Annotated in this window: 17 protein-coding genes and 1 rRNA gene; 8 read left to right on the top strand and 10 right to left on the bottom strand. The window is 53.0% G+C overall.

Translation table 11 applies throughout. The annotated features are described in order from the left end of the window. Both GA0061070_RS01330 and gmhB read right to left on the bottom strand, forming a co-directional pair. Positions 1-97 (bottom strand): 16S ribosomal RNA (locus GA0061070_RS01330); the annotation flags it as partial. A 369-nt stretch (positions 98-466) separates the two neighbouring features. Beyond that, on the bottom strand, positions 467-1,033 hold the full coding sequence (gmhB, locus tag GA0061070_RS01325; protein WP_090132971.1) for a D-glycero-beta-D-manno-heptose 1,7-bisphosphate 7-phosphatase: 567 nt from the start codon (positions 1,031-1,033) through the stop codon (positions 467-469). Positions 1,034-1,220: 187 nt separating this feature from the next. Between gmhB and metN the strand changes: the two genes are divergently transcribed. From metN to proS, 6 genes are all read left to right on the top strand, one after another. Next, entirely contained in the window at positions 1,221-2,252 is a 1,032-nt protein-coding gene (metN, locus tag GA0061070_RS01320) for a methionine ABC transporter ATP-binding protein MetN (protein ID WP_090132969.1), read from the top strand. Further along, on the top strand, positions 2,245-2,898 hold the full coding sequence (locus GA0061070_RS01315) for a methionine ABC transporter permease MetI (protein WP_090132968.1): 654 nt from the start codon (positions 2,245-2,247) through the stop codon (positions 2,896-2,898). The genes metN and GA0061070_RS01315 overlap by 8 nt, the downstream gene beginning before the upstream one ends. Before the next feature lie 39 nt (positions 2,899-2,937). Continuing rightward, on the top strand, positions 2,938-3,753 hold the full coding sequence (metQ, locus tag GA0061070_RS01310; RefSeq protein WP_090132966.1) for a methionine ABC transporter substrate-binding lipoprotein MetQ: 816 nt from the start codon (positions 2,938-2,940) through the stop codon (positions 3,751-3,753). 108 nt (positions 3,754-3,861) lie between these two features. Next, a complete protein-coding gene (gene rcsF, locus GA0061070_RS01305; RefSeq protein WP_090132964.1) occupies positions 3,862-4,269 on the top strand; it encodes an Rcs stress response system protein RcsF in 408 nt (135 codons plus the stop codon). Then, entirely contained in the window at positions 4,266-4,976 is a 711-nt protein-coding gene (tsaA, locus tag GA0061070_RS01300) for a tRNA (N6-threonylcarbamoyladenosine(37)-N6)-methyltransferase TrmO (RefSeq protein ID WP_090132962.1), read from the top strand. Before rcsF ends, tsaA begins: the two co-directional genes overlap by 4 nt. A gap of 111 nt (positions 4,977-5,087) precedes the next feature. Continuing rightward, on the top strand, positions 5,088-6,806 hold the full coding sequence (gene proS / locus GA0061070_RS01295; RefSeq protein ID WP_090132960.1) for a proline--tRNA ligase: 1,719 nt from the start codon (positions 5,088-5,090) through the stop codon (positions 6,804-6,806). An 85-nt stretch (positions 6,807-6,891) separates the two neighbouring features. Here proS and nlpE read toward each other — a convergent pair whose 3' ends face one another. Genes nlpE through GA0061070_RS01280 form a run of 3 tightly spaced genes read right to left on the bottom strand, consistent with a single transcriptional unit; the run spans position 6,892 to position 8,587 of the window. Then, the gene (nlpE, locus tag GA0061070_RS01290; protein ID WP_090132958.1) at positions 6,892-7,587 is read right to left on the bottom strand and encodes an envelope stress response activation lipoprotein NlpE; all 696 of its coding nucleotides are present in this window, start codon (positions 7,585-7,587) and stop codon (positions 6,892-6,894) included. A gap of 35 nt (positions 7,588-7,622) precedes the next feature. Then, positions 7,623-8,045: an alternative ribosome rescue aminoacyl-tRNA hydrolase ArfB gene (arfB, locus tag GA0061070_RS01285; protein ID WP_090132956.1), complete on the bottom strand. Its 423-nt coding sequence runs from the start codon at positions 8,043-8,045 to the stop codon at positions 7,623-7,625. Continuing rightward, entirely contained in the window at positions 8,042-8,587 is a 546-nt protein-coding gene (locus tag GA0061070_RS01280) for a YaeQ family protein (protein WP_090132954.1), read from the bottom strand. Before GA0061070_RS01280 ends, arfB begins: the two co-directional genes overlap by 4 nt. A gap of 195 nt (positions 8,588-8,782) precedes the next feature. On the opposite strand from GA0061070_RS01280, the gene GA0061070_RS01275 reads away from it, so the two are divergent. After that, entirely contained in the window at positions 8,783-8,983 is a 201-nt protein-coding gene (locus tag GA0061070_RS01275; RefSeq protein ID WP_007373244.1) for a YaeP family protein, read from the top strand. Beyond that, on the top strand, positions 8,970-9,230 hold the full coding sequence (gene rof, locus GA0061070_RS01270) for a Rho-binding antiterminator (RefSeq protein WP_007373243.1): 261 nt from the start codon (positions 8,970-8,972) through the stop codon (positions 9,228-9,230). The genes GA0061070_RS01275 and rof overlap by 14 nt, the downstream gene beginning before the upstream one ends. 27 nt (positions 9,231-9,257) lie before the next feature. On the opposite strand, the gene tilS is transcribed toward rof, so the two are convergent. From tilS to dnaE, 5 genes are all read right to left on the bottom strand, one after another. Continuing rightward, positions 9,258-10,553: a tRNA lysidine(34) synthetase TilS gene (gene tilS / locus GA0061070_RS01265; protein ID WP_090132999.1), complete on the bottom strand. Its 1,296-nt coding sequence runs from the start codon at positions 10,551-10,553 to the stop codon at positions 9,258-9,260. 63 nt (positions 10,554-10,616) lie between these two features. Then, a complete protein-coding gene (locus tag GA0061070_RS01260; protein WP_090132953.1) occupies positions 10,617-11,006 on the bottom strand; it encodes a VOC family protein in 390 nt (129 codons plus the stop codon). Positions 11,007-11,064: 58 nt separating this feature from the next. Then, positions 11,065-13,203, bottom strand: a complete 2,139-nt coding sequence (locus tag GA0061070_RS01255) for a lysine decarboxylase LdcC (protein WP_090132951.1) — start codon at positions 13,201-13,203, stop codon at positions 11,065-11,067. Positions 13,204-13,315: 112 nt separating this feature from the next. Then, complete coding sequence (accA, locus tag GA0061070_RS01250) at positions 13,316-14,275, bottom strand: acetyl-CoA carboxylase carboxyl transferase subunit alpha (protein WP_090132949.1); 960 nt, start codon at positions 14,273-14,275, stop codon at positions 13,316-13,318. Between the two features lie 12 nt (positions 14,276-14,287). Next, positions 14,288-17,770, bottom strand: coding sequence for a DNA polymerase III subunit alpha (gene dnaE, locus GA0061070_RS01245; RefSeq protein WP_090132947.1), 3,483 nt, complete (start codon positions 17,768-17,770; stop codon positions 14,288-14,290). Between the last annotated feature and the right edge of the window lie 34 nt (positions 17,771-17,804).

The following is a 17,804-nucleotide window of genomic DNA, read 5'->3' as shown; positions in this document are numbered from 1 at the left end:
GTCACCCGAGAGCAAGCTCTCTGTGCTACCGTTCGACTTGCATGTGTTAGGCCTGCCGCCAGCGTTCAATCTGAGCCATGATCAAACTCTTCAATTTAAAGTTTGATGCTCATCGAATTAAACTTCGTAATGAATTACGTGTTCACCCGAGAGACCTGGTATTCATTTTTTGTCCGAAGACATCAAGAATCCATGTCACCTGAGTGCCCACACAGATTGTCTGATAAATTGTTAAAGAGCAGTTGCGACGCGGCTTTCAGCGCTTCGTCGCGAGGTGGCGTATATTACGCTTTCCTCTTTCAGAGTCAACCCTGATTTTCAGGATTTTTTCTCTTTCGTCGCTAGACTATCTCGTGAAGTGATTCACGTTGTCGTGTCAACGGAGGCGCATTATAGGGAGCCGGAGAGGAATGACAAGCGGAAAAATGCATTTTTATTTCAACCGCTCATCTTTTCGTCATAACGGTTATTTTTGGTGCTTTTTGATAGCTAAAGGCAGATCCGCAAGGCTATTAATCACCCAATCAGCGCTTTTTTCCGCTTCCGGTGTGATCGGTTTTCCCGTGCGTACTAAAACTTTCGTTCCTACTTGAGCAGCCTGTGCCGCCTGCATGTCTTCTATTTTATCGCCTACCATATAAGAAGCAGACATATCGATGTGCAGGAAATCGCGGGCAGAGATCAACATCCCCGGATGCGGCTTACGGCAATCACACACCTGACGAAACTCTTCAACGGTTCCCTGCGGGTGATGCGGACAATAATAGATGCCGTCCAGATCCACACCACGATCGGCCAGCGACCAGTCCATCCACTCGGTCAGCGTTTCAAACTGCGCTTCGGTAAATTTACCGCGAGCAATACCAGACTGGTTCGTTACCAACACCAGCGCATAACCCATCTCTTTAAGTTCGCGCATGGCCTCAATAACGCCATCAATAAATTCGAAGTTATCGATCTCATGCACGTAGCCATGATCAACATTAATCGTGCCATCACGATCGAGGAAAATAGCAGGTACTGACTTTGCCACGGGTTTACTCCTGAAAAAGGCATAGAAGCTTAGTATCTCATGTTTCGCAACGCAGGAAAGTGCTCATCATTGCGAGCGACATTGATTTAGACGTCTGGATGCCTTACCATCCGCTCTGTTTACGGGTACGCCCGTAACCGGCAGAACAAAATGCCACGGCTAACTCTTATACGATAAAAATAATCTAATGATTAAACTTTCGAATATTACCAAAGTGTTCCAGCAGGGGAACCGTAGTATACAGGCGCTGAATAACGTCAGCCTGCATGTTCCCGCTGGTCAAATTTATGGCGTTATTGGCGCATCAGGTGCGGGGAAAAGTACGCTTATCCGTTGCGTTAACCTGCTTGAGCGTCCGACGCAAGGCAGTGTGCTGGTCGATAGCCAGGAACTGACCAAACTCTCTGAAGCGGAATTAACTAAAGCTCGCCGCCAAATTGGCATGATCTTCCAGCACTTTAATCTGCTGGCATCGCGCACCGTTTTCGGTAACGTCGCGTTACCGCTGGAGCTGGATAATACCCCGCGTGACGAGATCAATCGTCGGGTAAAAGAACTGCTTGATCTGGTCGGTCTTGGCGATAAACATGACAGCTATCCGGCCAACCTCTCCGGAGGGCAAAAACAGCGAGTGGCGATCGCCCGTGCGCTGGCCAGCAACCCGAAAGTGCTGCTGTGCGATGAAGCCACCAGCGCACTGGATCCGGCAACAACCCGTTCCATTCTTGAATTGCTGAAAGATATCAACCGTCGCCTTGGTCTGACTATTCTGCTGATCACCCACGAGATGGATGTGGTTAAGCGCATTTGCGACTGCGTGGCCGTTATCAGCAATGGTGAATTGATTGAGCAGGATACAGTGAGCGAAGTCTTTTCCCATCCGAAAACGCCGCTTGCGCAGCAGTTTATTCAGTCCACGCTGCATCTCGATATTCCGGAAGATTATGCACAACGCTTGCAGCAGAAACCGCAGGCTGACAGCGTACCTATGCTACGTATGGAGTTTACCGGTCAGTCGGTGGATGCACCGCTGTTGTCTGAAACCGCGCGTCGTTTCAACGTGAACAACAATATTATTAGCGCGCAGATGGATTACGCGGGCGGCGTGAAGTTCGGCATTATGCTGACGGAAATGCACGGCACTCAGCAGGATACCCAGGCAGCCATCGCCTGGTTGCAGGAACACCATGTAAAAATAGAGGTACTCGGTTATGTCTGAGGCAATGATGTGGCTCTTTGCCCGCAGCATCTGGGAAACACTGTTTATGACCTTTGCCTCCGGTCTGCTGGGGTTTGTCGTGGGTCTGCCGTTTGGCGTGCTGCTGTATGTCACCCGCCCGGGTCAGATCATGCAGAACCCGAGCCTGTATCGGGTGATTTCTGCGCTGGTAAACATTTTCCGTTCCATACCGTTTATTATTTTGCTGGTCTGGATGATTCCTTTCACACGCGTGATCGTCGGCACTTCAATTGGTCTGTACGCCGTCATTGTGCCGCTGACGGTTGGTGCCGCGCCGTTTATCGCCCGTATGGTGGAAAACACCCTGCTGGAGTTGCCGGCAGGCTTGATTGAAGCGTCCCGTGCGATGGGCGCAACCCCGATGCAGATCATCCGCAAAGTGCTGTTGCCGGAAGCGCTACCGGGACTCATTAATGCAGCGACCATTACGCTAATTACCCTCGTTGGTTATTCCGCAATGGGCGGTGCCGTCGGCGCCGGCGGTCTGGGGCAATTGGGGATCCAGTATGGCTATGTGACCTATAACCCATTAGTGATGAATACCGTACTGATATTACTCGTGGTTCTGGTTTACTTAATTCAGTTCGCGGGCGATCGTATCGTCCGGGCTGTGACGCACAAATAACGTTACACAACATAACGACTCTGAGAGAAGGGAAATAACATGGCTTTTAAATTCAAGACCTTTGCAGCCGTAGGTGCTCTGCTTGGTTCTCTGGCGCTGGTTGGATGCGGCCAGGATGAAAAGGATCCAAATCACATCAAAGTCGGTGTGATTGTTGGTGCTGAACAGCAGGTTGCAGAAGTCGCACAGAAAGTGGCGAAAGAGAAATATGGCCTCAACGTGGAGCTGGTGACTTTTAACGACTACGTACTGCCAAACGAAGCACTGAGCAAAGGCGATATCGATGCAAACGCCTTCCAGCACAAACCATACCTTGATCAGCAGATCAAAGATCGCGGTTTCAAACTGGTTCCGGTCGGCAACACTTTTGTTTATCCGATTGCGGGCTACTCCAAAAAAATCAAATCGCTGTCTGAATTGCAGGATGGTTCTCAGGTTGCCGTACCAAACGATCCGACTAACCTTGGCCGTTCCCTGCTGCTGTTGCAGAAACAGGGTCTGATCAAACTGAAAGACGGCGTGGGCTTGATGCCGACCGTACTGGATATCACCGAAAACCCGAAAAACCTGAAAATTGTTGAGCTGGAAGCGCCGCAGTTGCCGCGCTCTCTGGATGACGCACAGATTGCACTGGCAGTGATCAACACCACTTACGCCAGCCAGATCGGCCTGACCCCGGCCAAAGACGGTATCTTCGTTGAAGATAAAGACTCTCCATATGTGAACCTGATCGTTGCCCGTGAAGATAATAAAGACGCGGAAAATGTGAAAAAATTCGTTCAGGCTTACCAGTCAGATGAAGTGAACGAAGCAGCGAACAAAGTCTTCAATGGCGGCGCGGTTAAAGGCTGGTAATCTCCTCAGTCTGTAATATCATTCAGGGCGGGCGAAAGCCCGCCTTGTCATTTGTGCACGTCCCTGATTCAATAAGCGGCATTAAGAAAATCACTTTGAGGAAAGATTATGCGTGCTTTACCGATCTGTTTATTAGCACTCATGTTGAGCGGTTGCTCCCTGCTAAGCAGATCCCCTGTCGAACCGGTACAAAGTAGCGCTGTCACGCCAAAATCAGAGCCGGTAAAACCGAAAGTGACACACCCAGCCCCGGTACGCATCATCACTGATGCACAAGATTTAGTGGGTAAACCGTTCCGCGATCTGGGTGAAGTAACCGGTGAATCCTGCCAGGCCAGCAACCAGGATTCCCCACCGAACATTCCGACCGCCCGCAAACGCATGCAGATTAATGCTGCGAAAAAAGCCAGAGCCAATGCCGTTCTACTGCATAGCTGTGAAGTGACCAGCGGTACGCCAGGCTGCTACCGCCAGGCCATTTGTGTGGGTTCCGCCCTCGACGTTTCGACAAAATGAGTAGCACCTTTGCTTTCGAGCAAATAGGTGTCATCCATTCACCGTATAAAGAGAAGTTTGCCGTGCCGCGCCAGCCGGGTCTGGTGAAGCATGGTGACGGCGAACTTCACTTGCTTCCTCCCTATAACCAACCCGATGCAGTGCGCGGCCTTGAAGGGTTCAGCCATTTGTGGGTGCTTTTCGTTTTTCATCAAACGATGGAAGGCGGATGGCGTCCTACCGTGCGCCCGCCGCGGCTCGGGGGCAATGCAAGAATGGGCGTGTTCGCCACACGATCAACGTTTCGCCCCAATCCGATCGGCATGTCGCTGGTCGAATTAAAAGGGATCCGCTGCCATAAAGATCAGGTGATTTTACAGCTCGGTAGCCTGGACCTGGTCGATGGCACACCAGTGGTGGATATCAAACCTTATCTGCCCTTTGCCGAAGCCGTGCCCAATGCACAGGCCAGCTATGCGCAGCAGGCGCCGGTTGCCAGTATCCCGGTTAGCTTTACACCCGAGGTGGAGTCACAGCTTGGCGGGCTAGAAAAGCGTTATCCCCATTTCAAAGCCTTTTTACTGGAAGTGCTGGCACAGGATCCGCGTCCGGCCTACCGGAAAGAGGAAGAGCAAGGGAAAACTTATGCCGTCTGGCTGCTGGATTTTAATGTGCGCTGGCGCGTAACGGCGGCGGGATTTGAAGTCTTTGCGCTGGAAGCGCGCTAATTTTATTCCCCTCTCTTTTGGCATCTCTGCCAGGCTGATAAACTAAACCACTTTTTTGTGTCAGGCCTGATTTCGGGCCTGTTCCGATTGTCCAAATGGAACCGTAACAACATGCGTACTAGCCAATACTTGCTCTCCACACTGAAGGAGACGCCTGCCGACGCCGAAGTCATCAGCCACCAGCTGATGCTGCGCGCCGGGATGATCCGCAAACTGGCCTCCGGGTTATACACCTGGCTGCCGACCGGTCTGCGCGTCCTGAAAAAAGTCGAAAATATCGTGCGTGAAGAGATGAATAACGCCGGTGCGATTGAGGTGTCCATGCCAGTGGTGCAGCCAGCCGATCTGTGGCAGGAAAGCGGCCGCTGGGAGCAGTATGGCCCGGAACTGCTGCGTTTTGTTGATCGCGGCGATCGCCCGTTCGTCCTTGGCCCGACTCACGAAGAAGTCATCACCGATCTGATCCGTAACGAACTGAATTCCTACAAACAGTTACCACTGAACTTCTTCCAGATCCAGACTAAGTTTCGCGATGAAGTGCGCCCGCGCTTTGGCGTTATGCGTTCCCGCGAATTCCTGATGAAAGATGCTTATTCTTTCCATACCTCTCAGGAATCTTTGCAGGAAACCTATGATGCAATGTACGCCGCCTACAGCAAAATTTTCAGCCGTATGGGGCTGGATTTCCGCGCTGTACAGGCCGATACCGGTTCGATCGGCGGTAGCGCATCCCATGAATTCCAGGTGCTGGCGCAGAGCGGTGAAGATGATGTTATTTTCTCTGACTCCTCCGATTTCGCCGCCAACATCGAGTTTGCCGAAGCGCTGGCACCAAAAGAACCGCGCGCTGCCGCCACGCAGGAAATGACGCTGGTTGATACGCCAAACGCTAAAACCATCGCCGAGCTGGTTGAACAGTTCAATCTGCCAATTGAGAAAACGGTAAAAACGCTGCTGGTGAAAGCCGTGGAAGGCAGCAGCTACCCGCTGGTCGCGCTACTAGTACGTGGCGACCACGAGCTGAACGAAGTGAAAGCGGAAAAACTGCCGCAGGTTGCTGCACCGTTAACTTTCGCCACCGAAGCGGAAATTCGCGCCGTGGTCAACGCTGGCCCAGGCTCCCTTGGCCCGGTTAATATGCCAATTCCGCTGGTGATCGACCGTACCGTTGCCGCGATGAGCGACTTCTCTGCAGGTGCGAATATCGACGGTAAACACTACTTCGGCATCAACTGGGATCGCGATGTAGTAACGCCGGAAGTGGCGGATATCCGTAACGTCGTCGCTGGCGATCCTAGCCCGGACGGTAAAGGTACGCTGCTGATTAAACGCGGTATCGAAGTGGGTCATATTTTCCAGCTCGGCACCAAATATTCCCAGGCGCTGAACGCGGCGGTACAGGGTGAAGATGGCCGCAACCAGATCCTGACCATGGGCTGCTACGGTATCGGTGTAACGCGCGTGGTAGCAGCAGCGATTGAGCAAAACAACGACGAGCGCGGGATCATCTGGCCTGACGCTATTGCGCCGTTCCAGGTTGCGCTGCTGCCGATGAATATGCACAAATCCTACCGAGTGCAGGAGCTGGCGGAAAAACTCTACGCCGAACTACGCGCGCAGGGCATTGAAGTGCTGATGGATGACCGTAAAGAGCGTCCGGGTGTGATGTTTGCTGATATGGAACTGATCGGTATCCCGCACACGGTGGTGATCGGCGATCGCAACCTCGACAACGACGATATTGAATACAAATATCGTCGCAACGGCGAGAAGCAACTCATCAAAACCGGCGACATCCTTGATTACCTGGTGAAAGCCATTAAAGGCTAAGCCGACAAAAAGCTCCGCTCATGGACTGCACCCCAAAAGTTGGATACCAACTGAGTAAGGTGCAGTTTTTTATGGTGCCGGTGGTTTAATCATCACAGTCTTTATTGGCGCTGAACCGCCCTTTCTTATTAATAACCAGCACTTTCTGTGGTGCACCGGTATCGGGGTTCGGTTCAAAGGCAAAGTGCCCTTCCACCACCAGAAGAATCGGTTTACTTTCGGTACCGCGCGCAACTGCATAATCACGCTCAAGCTGAGCATTGCTTGCCACAGCGACCTGCTTCCCGGTTACACAGTCCGTAAAGACTGCCGCATCGGCCATATACCTGTACATACCGCGCATCGCCATCGGCGTAGCCGGAAGCGACGCGTTCACCGGTTGCAGCGTGTAGTTCAGTTGAGAGTGAATCGGATTACCTTCCCGATCCAGCATCTCCAGTGCATCGCCTTTCGCACGGAACCAGGTTTTTTCACCCTGCGTGTCAGTAAGAATCAGTTTATCGGCCGTGCGCGCCCAGTTACCGTAAGAGCCAAAGGCCACCGGGCCTTTTCCGCCCAGGTAGCGCTGATTCATCACCCAACTGCCATCCTTTTCCAGAAACAGCGACGTTTCGATACCTTCACAATCGGCACAGGGTAAAACGCCGCGCCAGCTCTGATGCATCGGTTTCAGCTCTTCAATTTGCGTCGGCTGCACCATCTCGGTGTCACCCCGATTATTACAGCCGAAAAGGGCAAACAGCGTACACCCGGCCAACAGAGATAAAATCGCTTTTTTCACACTCGATTCCTTATGCACAATTCTATTGTTGACCGTCAGCCATCATGGCGACGGACTTTCCCACGCAACGCTTTTACCGATGACGTTTGCGCCTTACTCGTTAACCGCCGCTCTTTCGATGCGCGGGTCGGGCGCGTTGCACGACGGCTTTTTGGCACTGCGGTCAATTCTTTGATCAATGCCACCAGACGCGCGATCGCCGCTTCACGGTTCATCTCCTGGCTGCGATATTCCTGCGCTTTTATCACAATCCAGCCATCACTACTGATCAGATGATGCGAAGCCTCCAGTAAATGCGTCTTATAATACTCAGGCAGGCTTGACGCCCGAATATCAAAACGCAGGTGGATAGCAGTCGAACTTTTATTCACATGTTGGCCACCCGCACCCTGCGCCCGCACAGCAGTGATCTCCAGTTCATGCTCAGCAATGGAGACAGTGCGGGAGATCGTAATCATGGCTGCTGCCAGGCTTCAAGGTGAATTTCCCGATTCTGCGTATCATCGGAAAGCCAGATGGCGCCATCTTGCAAGGTAGCCTGTAGCGTCATAGTGCGATCGTTGGCAAACGCGCTGAGCGCCGCCAGTTGCTCATCATCCAGGTACCAGATGCTTAAGTTACCGAAGCTTGCACAGCGGTTTTGATTCTGCTGCCACCAGATCTGCGCCGCCCGGGAATTATAGGCAAATAACGCCACGTCTTTCGCCTGTGTACAGGCTTTCTTCAACCGTTTTTCGTCCGGCAACCCCAGCTCGATCCACAAATCAATTCCCAGATAATCATTACGCAACCAGGCTTCCGGCTCATCTTCAGCGCTCAGGCCGCGGGTGAATTGCAGCCGCTCATCGGCGTATTTTATCCACGCCAGCAGGCGCAACATCATGCGTTCCTGGGTTTCGGAAGGATGGCGAGCCAGCGTCAGCGTCGCATCTAAAAACTGATTACGATCCAGATCGGCAACATTCACCATCGCTTTATAAATAGTCGCTTTTAACGCCATAACACCACTCCTGCATAAAATGGTCGCTATTGTAGCGAATTCAGGGTTAAAGCGCTGTTATCTCTTGTGCGCATCATTCGCCATCACGCTGATAATGACGGGTAAGCTATGTTATAGTCGCCTTGCTAAACAGTATTAATCTTCGTAGGCTTAGTGTTATCTCACAGTAAAGTCAGGTAGCTGACAGGAGGAGATGTGAACAATTATTGTGAGTTAGTACGCAAACGGTATGCGGAAATCGCCAGCGGAGATTTGGGGTATATCCCGGATGCGCTGGGGTGCGTGTTGAAAGTGCTGAATGAAATGGCGTCGGATGACACCCTTTCAGAGTCGGTCAGGGAAAAGGCGGCATATGCGGCCGCGAACTTACTGGTGAGCGATTATGTCAATGAATGATGCCTATCAACCCATCAACTGTGATGACTATGACAATCTTGAACTCGCCTGCCAGCATCATCTTTTATTGGCGCTGGAATTGAAAGACGGCGAGGTGCTCAGCGCCAAAGCCAATGATTTAGTCTCACGTAAAAACGTGGAGTATCTGGTAGTTGATGTCGCAGGCGTCTCACGCGAAGTGCGTCTCGATAAAATTGCCAGCTTCAGCCATCCTGAAATCGGCACCGTCGTGGTGAGCGAGTCCTGATATTCAACGGGCAGCACTGGCTGCCCTCTACTTTTTCCACAACAACTTCACACCTTCCTGTCCGGTCGTTTCAAGCCCTTGCTGTGTAGCAAAAACGCCCGCCGCTGCAATTAACGTTTCGCCATAAAACAGCAGCGGCGTCGTGTCGCGCCGCCAGGGCGCCACGCCAAGCTCCTGCCAGATTTTTTTCAGTTTACGTCCGCCATGACGACCAGCGATATATAACAAACCAGACGCCTGAAAACGCACAGAAACCCTCTCTTCCGCAGATGGCACCCGTAATTCTCCCCCGGCGATCAGCGACAGTTCTCCCAGCCCGTCCGGTAACAACAGCGGTGCAAAAGGTGCTGGCCAGTTCAGTTGTGTATTGCGCTGGCTGAACTGCGTTTTAATCCAGTAGAGATTGCCCTGAAAACGACGCACTTCATACTCGCCCAGCCGCAAGCAGGGCTCCGCATCGTCACGCGCCAGCGCCACTTCAAGCCACAAGCGGTTAAGCATTGCGCGGGATGGCATCACCGCACCCTGCTGCGCCAGCCAGCGGCGTAGCAGGGCGTTACGTCGAACTTCGCTCAACGTCTGCAATGCCGCAATGTTCAGCGCGCCTTCCTCTGTGGTCGCCGCAGCCAGTTCGCCAGCCAGCAGTTCATCCAGCAATTGCTCCTGCTCCCCACAAAGCGCAGCGCTACGCGCGACGGCATCGGCGAAATGCGGCCAGCGCACCGTCAGTAGCGGCAGCACCTGCAAGCGCAAAAAGTTGCGGTCAAAACGGACATCAGCATTACTTTCATCCTCAATCCAGCGTAAATCATGCAGTTGCGCCCATTGATGCAGGGTGTCACGCGAAAAGTTGAGCAGCGGACGGATAAGCTGCGTTCCGGCAAAGGGTAAGCTTTGCGGCATCGCGGCAAGCCCGGCCGGCCCACTGCCGCGCTTAAGCGCCAGCAGCATGGTTTCGCACTGATCATCCAGATGCTGCGCGGTAAGCAGCACTTCGCCAGGCTTCAATGCCAGACGAAATGCCTGATAGCGCGCTTTCCGCGCCTGAGCTTCAATACCCTCGCCATTATCGACCAGCGTCACGTATTGCACTATTAGCGGAATCTGCCAGAGCTCGCAAAGCGACTGGCAATGCTCAGCCCACGTATTCGCATGCGGACTAAGCCCATGATGGATATGGATTGCCCGGAGCCGGATGTCAGGCTGTTGCTCGCGCCAGAGCATCATTTGGTGCAGCAGCACGGTCGAATCCAGCCCACCGCTGAAGGCCACCAGAAAATGGCGTGATGCAGTGGGTAATGGCGCGAAAAGTGGCATGGTCATAGTAGTTTTCAAAACGGAAGCGATGCCCGGCACGTTACCGGGCATCATATTGTGTGGCAAGTATTACTGCTGGTAAAGCTCCAGCGGCAGGCCATCGGGATCGTTAAAGAAGGTGAAACGTTTATCGGTGCAGGGATCAACACGTATCGCTTCACACTCCACGCCGTGCGATTCCAGATGCGCTACCGCCTGGTCGATGTCATCAACGCTGAACGCCAGATGGCGCAGGCCGCAAGCTTCCGGGCGGCTGGGACGCGCAGGCGGAAACGGAAAGGAGAACAGTTCAATCACATACTGCCCGTTCAGTGCAAGATCGCCTTTCCACGAATCGCGCGCCTCGCGATAAACTTCATTCTGTAGCGTAAAACCAAGGATATCGCAGTAGAACGCTTTACTTGCAGAATAATCCGTGGCGATGATCGCAATGTGATGTACCTGTTTTAAACCCAGCATAGTTTCTCCTTTTCTCAATGCCTGAACGTTACCCCCGCCCACAGCAGGCCGCAACAGATTAGCGGGCTTTTAGGACTCGTACCCGATAAGTGCCCTCTTCATCCCGTTTCGCACCGTGAATATCGGTTTCAAAGCCCGGATAGTGGCGACCAATCGCGCATAGCATCAGCAGGAAATCAAGCACTGGTCGGCTGGCGTCAGTAATCATTTCACCGGGCATCACCAACGGTACACCAGGCGGGTAAGGCAGGATCATATTGGCTGAGATCCGCCCGATCAGTTTTTCCAGTTCTACCGTTTCCACTTCGCCCTGGATTTGCCGCTGCCATGCCTGATGCGGTGTCAACTTCATATCCGGCAGCACATCGAAAGCTTGCAACATCAAACGCGGTAGATCGTGCTGGCAAATAAGCTTATGGATCCCCTGCGCAAGATCCTGAATCCGCATATTGCGATAGAAATCAGGATCTTCGGCGTAGAGATCCGGTAACATGTTCTTCACCCGCAGATTAAGATCGTAGGCACGTTTGAACTCCATCAGCCCACGTAACAACCCCATTGCCCGGGTTTTATCGATGCCGATACTGAACAGGAACAGTAGGTTATACGGCCCGGTTTTTTCCACCACCACGCCGCGTTCATCAAGAAACTTCGCCACCAGCGCCGCCGGGATCCCTTCCTCGCTCATATTTCCCTGCTCGTCCATACCGGGCGTCAGGATGGTCACTTTGACCGGGTCAAGGAACATATGATTGGCATCCGCATCGCGAAAACCATGCCATGCTTCACCCGGTGCGACCGGCCAACAGTCAGCTTCATCAATCTCTTCCGGCTGCCAGATATCAAAGAACCAGCCGTCGGCTTCATCCTTCAACCGTTGCACCTCTTTACGAAAATACAACGCCCGTTCAACCGAGCGGTTAATTAAGCGCTTACCAGGGTTCCCACGTAGCATCGCTGCGGCCGTTTCGATCGATGCCACTAGCGGATAGCTCGGCGATGTGGTGGTGTGCATCATATAGGCTTCGTTAAACGTGTCCTCATCATATTCACCTTTAATATGAATCAACGATGCCTGCGATAATGCCGCCAACATTTTATGTGTCGACTGTGTTTCAAAGAAGACTTTCCCCGGCACCCGCTCGCCGCTCATGCCGCTTTTTCCAGCATAAATAGGGTGAAAATTGGTGTATGGCACCCAGGCAGAATCAAAATGGATCGACGGCACATCCAGCGTCTTTTTAATCCAGTCGGTGTTGTACAGCAATCCATCATATGTAGAGTTAGTAATTACCGCGTGTACTGGCCAGTGAGCTCCCGCTGTGGCCGCAACTTTTTGTTCTATGCTGGCATGGGTAAACTCACGGCGCGGTATTCCGCCCAGAATCCCCAGTGCGTTACGTCCCGGCTTCAGCCACAGCGGCGTGACATCGCTCATCATCAACAGATGCGCCAGCGATTTATGACAGTTACGGTCAATCAGCAGGGTGCTGCCCGCTGGGGCGGCATACATACCGACAATTTTGTTGGAGGTCGATGTGCCGTTGGTTACCATATAGCTCTGCTCGGCACCAAACGTACGGGCGATATACTCTTCAGCCTCCAGATGTGGGCCGGTATGATCCAGTAGCGATCCCAGCTCGGTCACAGAAATAGAAACATCCGCTTTCAGCGTATTGCCGCCGAAGAAATCGTAAAACAAACAGCCTACCGGACTTTTCTGGTACGCCGTTCCGGCCATATGTCCTGGCGTGCAGAAGGTGTATTTTCCCTCTTTTACATAGGTGAACAGTGCCCGGGTAAATGGCGGCGTGATGTTTTCCAGATACTCTTTGGTGTACTGGACAATTCGTGTGGCAATCTCATCCGCCACACTAAGGGCGTATTCAAAAAACCACAGCGCCATGCGCATATCCTGCGCGCTAACATCCATGGTGGAGTGGGTATTGATAAACGCATACAGCGGAAGATATTCATTTAGCTGATTAATCTCGCTGCACAGATCGAGAGAGTACTCATCCCAGTCAAAGATTACGCCGCAAATACGCGGGTTATGTTCGATAAACTTCAGTAAGTCGGTACTGTTTCGGGGCCAGATAATATGAAACCCTTGCGCCTGTAGCGCCTGTTCCAGTTCCTTGATGGGCTCATCTTTGTAGAAAACGCCATGGGGTCCCATGATGGCAATAATATTCACAGCTACCTCCGTTAAAAATCTAAGCTAAGCATAGCTGAGGTAAACCGCAGGTATAAAAAAAGCCGCACAACAATGCGGCTTTTCATAAATGTGATGAAAAATGCAATGAAACTCAGGCGTAGCCGTAGCTCATCAGACGTTGGTAACGGCGATTACGCAGGTCGTCTTTGCTCAGTACATCCAGATCGGCGAGATCGGCCAGCAGTTGCGCTTTCAGCGAAGCCGCCATCGCTTGCGGGTTGCGATGCGCACCACCCAGCGGTTCCGGAACGATCGAGTCGATCAGCTTCAGTTCTTTTAGGCGCGGCGCGATGATGCCCATCGCTTCTGCGGCCAGCGGCGCTTTGTCGGCGCTTTTCCACAGAATAGAAGCACACCCTTCCGGCGAGATAACAGAATAGGTGCTGTATTGCAGCATATTCACTTTATCGCCCACGCCAATCGCCAGCGCGCCGCCTGAGCCGCCTTCGCCGATCACGGTACAGATAACCGGTACGCTCAGGCGAGACATTTCACGCAGGTTGCGGGCGATCGCTTCCGACTGACCACGCTCTTCGGCACCCACGCCCGGGTAGGCACCGGGGGTGTCGATAAAGGTGATAATCGGCATGTTGAAACGTTCTGCCATTTCCATCAGACGCAGCGCTTTGCGATAACCTTCCGGCGCCGGCATACCAAAGTTACGGCGAATTTTCTCTTTGGTTTCACGGCCTTTCTGGTGGCCGATGATCATTACCGGACGACCGTCGAGACGCGCGATACCGCCAACAATGGCTTTATCGTCGGCATAAGCACGATCACCAGCCAGTTCGTCGAATTCATCGAACGCCAGGCGGACATAATCCAGGGTGTAAGGACGCAGCGGATGTCGCGCCAGTTGGGCTACCTGCCATGCGCCAAGATCAGCGAAAATTTTGCGCGTCAACTCTACGCTTTTTTCGCGCAGACGATGCACTTCTTCGTCGATATTTATATCCAGTTTTTCATCCTGACGGCCAACGGCAGTCAGGGAATCGATTTTCGCTTCCAGCTCAGCAATCGGCTGTTCGAAATCAAGGAAATTCAGACTCATAGTATTCCTGTATTAGTCAAACTCCAGTTCCACCTGCTCCGAACCTATGAGGCCACGCAGATCGTTGAGTAAACGATCGCTCGGAGAGACACGCCACGTTGCGCCGAAGCGTAACCGTGCGCGCGCATCCGCCCTCTGATAGTAGAGATGTACTGGAATAGTTCCCGAACGGTGGGGTTCCAGAGACTGACGGAGTCGGTTTAAAAGCTGGTCATCAATTTGCCTGTCTGTCAGCGAGATAGCAAGCCCACGGGCATATTTTTCCCGGGCTTCGTCAATGTCCATAACTTCGCGGGCGGTCATTTTAAGTCCCCCGCTAAAGTCATCAAAGCTGACCTGTCCGCTGACAATAAGTATGCGGTCTTTTTCCAGCAACTGCTGGTATTTATCCAGGGCATCAGTAAATAACATCACTTCCAGACGCCCGGAACGGTCATCTAACGTACAGATGCCAATACGATTGCCGCGCTTGGTGACCATAACCCGCGCGGCAATGACGAGCCCCGCCGCCGTGGTAACTTTCCCACGTTCAGTCGGATGCATGTCTTTCAGCCGGTAACCTCCGACATAGCGCTCAATTTCTTTCAAATACTGATTAATCGGATGACCCGTAAGGTAGAGACCTAACGTTTCACGCTCACCATCCAGCACCACCTGCTCCGGCCACGGCTGGCAACTGGCGTAAGACTGCTCTATCTGCTCTGGCTCTTCGGCCAGCACGCCGAACATATCGGCCTGACCAATCGCTTCTGCTTTCGAATGTTGATCGGCGGCTTTAAGCGCATCGCCCAGCGAGTTCATCAGCGCCGCACGATGCGGCCCAAGGCGATCAAATGCCCCGGACATAATCAGTTTTTCCAGCACCCGGCGATTAAGCTTTTTAATGTCGGTACGCGCGCACAGATCAAACAGTTCGCGGAAGTAACCGCCGTTATTACGCGCTTCGATGATCGCCTCAATCGGACCTTCACCGACGCCTTTAATCGCCCCGATGCCGTAAACAATTTCACCGTCATCGTTGACGTGAAAATGGTACAACCCGGAGTTAATATCCGGTGGCAGGATTTTCAGCCCCATGCGCCAGCACTCATCCACCAGACCGACGACTTTTTCGGTGTTGTCCATATCGGCAGTCATCACCGCCGCCATAAACTCAGCCGGATAGTGCGCTTTCAACCACAGCGTCTGGTATGAAACCAAAGCATAGGCGGCAGAGTGCGATTTATTAAATCCGTACCCGGCGAATTTTTCTACCAGGTCAAAGATTTTCATCGCCAGTTCGCCGTCGACACCATTTTTCTTCGCGCCCTCTTCAAAGGTGCCGCGCTGCTTGGCCATCTCTTCCGGCTTTTTCTTACCCATCGCACGACGCAGCATGTCCGCGCCGCCAAGGGTATAACCCGAAAGTACCTGGGCAATCTGCATCACCTGTTCCTGGTAGAGGATAATGCCGTAGGTCGGCTCCAGTACTGGTTTCAGACTTTCATGCTGCCACTGTACATCGGGATAGGAGATCTCTTCGCGCCCGTGTTTACGGTCGATGAAGTTATCTACCATGCCTGACTGCAACGGCCCCGGACGGAACAGGGCCACCAGCGCGATCATATCTTCGAAGCAGTCGGGTTGCAGGCGCTTAATCAAATCTTTCATGCCGCGGGATTCAAGCTGGAACACCGCAGTGGTCTCCGAGCGTTGCAGCATGTCGAAACTTTTCTTGTCATCCAGCGGAATAGCAGCGATATCCAGTGGAGGCTCGCCGTTCTTCTCGCGCCGGGCGTTGATCATCTCCAGCGCCCAGTTAATAATGGTCAGCGTGCGCAAACCAAGGAAGTCAAACTTCACCAGCCCGGCATATTCAACATCGTTTTTATCGAACTGGGTAACCGGGTGCTGACCGGCTTCATCGCAGTACAGCGGGGCAAAGTCGGTAATTTTGGTGGGTGCAATTACCACGCCGCCAGCGTGTTTACCCGCATTTCGCGTCACACCTTCCAGCTTACGCGCCATATCGATCAGCGCTTTAACTTCTTCGTCTGCTTCGTAGATTTCCGGCAACTGCGGCTCGGCCTCAAACGCTTTTGCCAGCGTCATGCCTGGATCCGGCGGCACCAGTTTAGAAATGCGGTCGACAAAACCGTACGGGTGACCCAGTACGCGACCCACATCGCGGATAACCGCTTTCGCCGCCATGGTTCCGAAGGTGATGATCTGCGATACCGCATCGCGCCCGTACATGTCCGCCACGTGCTCAATCACCTGGTCGCGCTTCTCCATACAGAAGTCAACATCAAAGTCGGGCATCGATACACGTTCCGGGTTAAGGAAACGTTCAAAGAGCAGGTCAAAGGCCAGCGGATCGAGGTCAGTAATTTTCAGCGCATAAGCCACCAGCGATCCAGCGCCCGAACCACGCCCCGGCCCTACCGGCACGCCGTTATCTTTAGACCACTGAATAAACTCCATCACGATCAGAAAGTAACCGGGGAACCCCATCTGGTTGATAACTTGCAGCTCGATATCAAGACGCTCGTCGTATGGCGGACGTCTCTCTGCACGCTCTTGCTCATCCGGGAAGAGGAACGCAAGGCGTTCTTCGAGGCCCACTTTCGATTTCTCAACGAGGAAGTCTTCAGTGGTCATATCACCGGTCGGGAACTGCGGCAGGAAGTATTCACCAAGGCGCACGGTCACATTGCAGCGTTTGGCGATTTCGACAGTGTTTTCCAGCGCTTCCGGGATATCGGAGAAGAGTTCGCACATCTCCTCTTCGCTGCGCATATATTGCTGCGCGGAGTAGTTGCGCGGACGTTTGGGATCGTCCAGGGTGAAACCGTCGTGGATGGCGACACGGATCTCATGTGCGTCAAAGTCGCCTGCATCAATAAAGCGCACATCGTTGGTCGCCACAACAGGCAAACCGTGCTCTTCCGCCAGTTGTACGGCTTCATGCAGGTAAGACTCTTCATCAGCGCGACCCGTGCGGATCAACTCAAGGTAGTAGCGATCGGGAAAATGCTCTTTGTAGAAATCAAGACACTGTTCAACCAGCACGCTGTTGCCACGCAACAGGCTTTTACCCACGTCGCCCATGCGTCCGCCGGAGAGCAGGATCAACCCTTCGCTGAACTCCTGCAGCCAGTCGCGATCGATCCACGGGCCCAGTGCGCCGTAGCCACGCTGGTAGGCACGCGAAATCAGCAATGTCAGGTTCTGGTAACCGATATTATTAGCCGCAAGAACGGTGAGCTGCGTCAGTTCGTCGCCTAACAGATCGCTCTGTACATGCAGATCGGCGCCAACGATCGGTTTCATCCCGGCTCCGTGCGCCGTTCCGTAGAACTTCACCAGACCACAGAGGTTCGTGAAATCGGTGATCGCCAGCGCAGGCATGCCGAGCGCGGCCGCCTTTTTTACCAGCGGCCCGGTTTTCGCCAACCCGTCAATCATGGAGTAGTCGCTATGCACCCGTAGGTGTACGAAACGTGGTTCAGCCATTTTCAGATCCCAGCCTGGTTATTTCACGTTCACA

Source organism: Kosakonia oryziphila (genome assembly GCF_900094795.1).
GTDB lineage: Bacteria > Pseudomonadota > Gammaproteobacteria > Enterobacterales > Enterobacteriaceae > Kosakonia > Kosakonia oryziphila.
This window is presented reverse-complemented; position numbering and strand designations above follow the sequence as displayed.

Bases quoted from the DNA above. Each gene is read 5' to 3' on its own strand.
- metN (WP_090132969.1), top strand. From the start codon at position 1,221: ATGATTAAACTTTCGAATATTACCAAAGTGTTCCAGCAGGGGAACCGT.
- GA0061070_RS01315 (WP_090132968.1), top strand. From the start codon at position 2,245: ATGTCTGAGGCAATGATGTGGCTCTTTGCCCGCAGCATCTGGGAAACA.
- metQ (WP_090132966.1), top strand. From the start codon at position 2,938: ATGGCTTTTAAATTCAAGACCTTTGCAGCCGTAGGTGCTCTGCTTGGT.
- rcsF (WP_090132964.1), top strand. From the start codon at position 3,862: ATGCGTGCTTTACCGATCTGTTTATTAGCACTCATGTTGAGCGGTTGC.
- tsaA (WP_090132962.1), top strand. From the start codon at position 4,266: ATGAGTAGCACCTTTGCTTTCGAGCAAATAGGTGTCATCCATTCACCG.
- proS (WP_090132960.1), top strand. From the start codon at position 5,088: ATGCGTACTAGCCAATACTTGCTCTCCACACTGAAGGAGACGCCTGCC.
- arfB (WP_090132956.1), bottom strand. From the start codon at position 8,045: ATGATTACGATCTCCCGCACTGTCTCCATTGCTGAGCATGAACTGGAG.
- GA0061070_RS01280 (WP_090132954.1), bottom strand. From the start codon at position 8,587: ATGGCGTTAAAAGCGACTATTTATAAAGCGATGGTGAATGTTGCCGAT.
- rof (WP_007373243.1), top strand. From the start codon at position 8,970: ATGTCAATGAATGATGCCTATCAACCCATCAACTGTGATGACTATGAC.
- tilS (WP_090132999.1), bottom strand. From the start codon at position 10,553: ATGACCATGCCACTTTTCGCGCCATTACCCACTGCATCACGCCATTTT.
- GA0061070_RS01260 (WP_090132953.1), bottom strand. From the start codon at position 11,006: ATGCTGGGTTTAAAACAGGTACATCACATTGCGATCATCGCCACGGAT.
- accA (WP_090132949.1), bottom strand. From the start codon at position 14,275: ATGAGTCTGAATTTCCTTGATTTCGAACAGCCGATTGCTGAGCTGGAA.
- dnaE (WP_090132947.1), bottom strand. From the start codon at position 17,770: ATGGCTGAACCACGTTTCGTACACCTACGGGTGCATAGCGACTACTCC.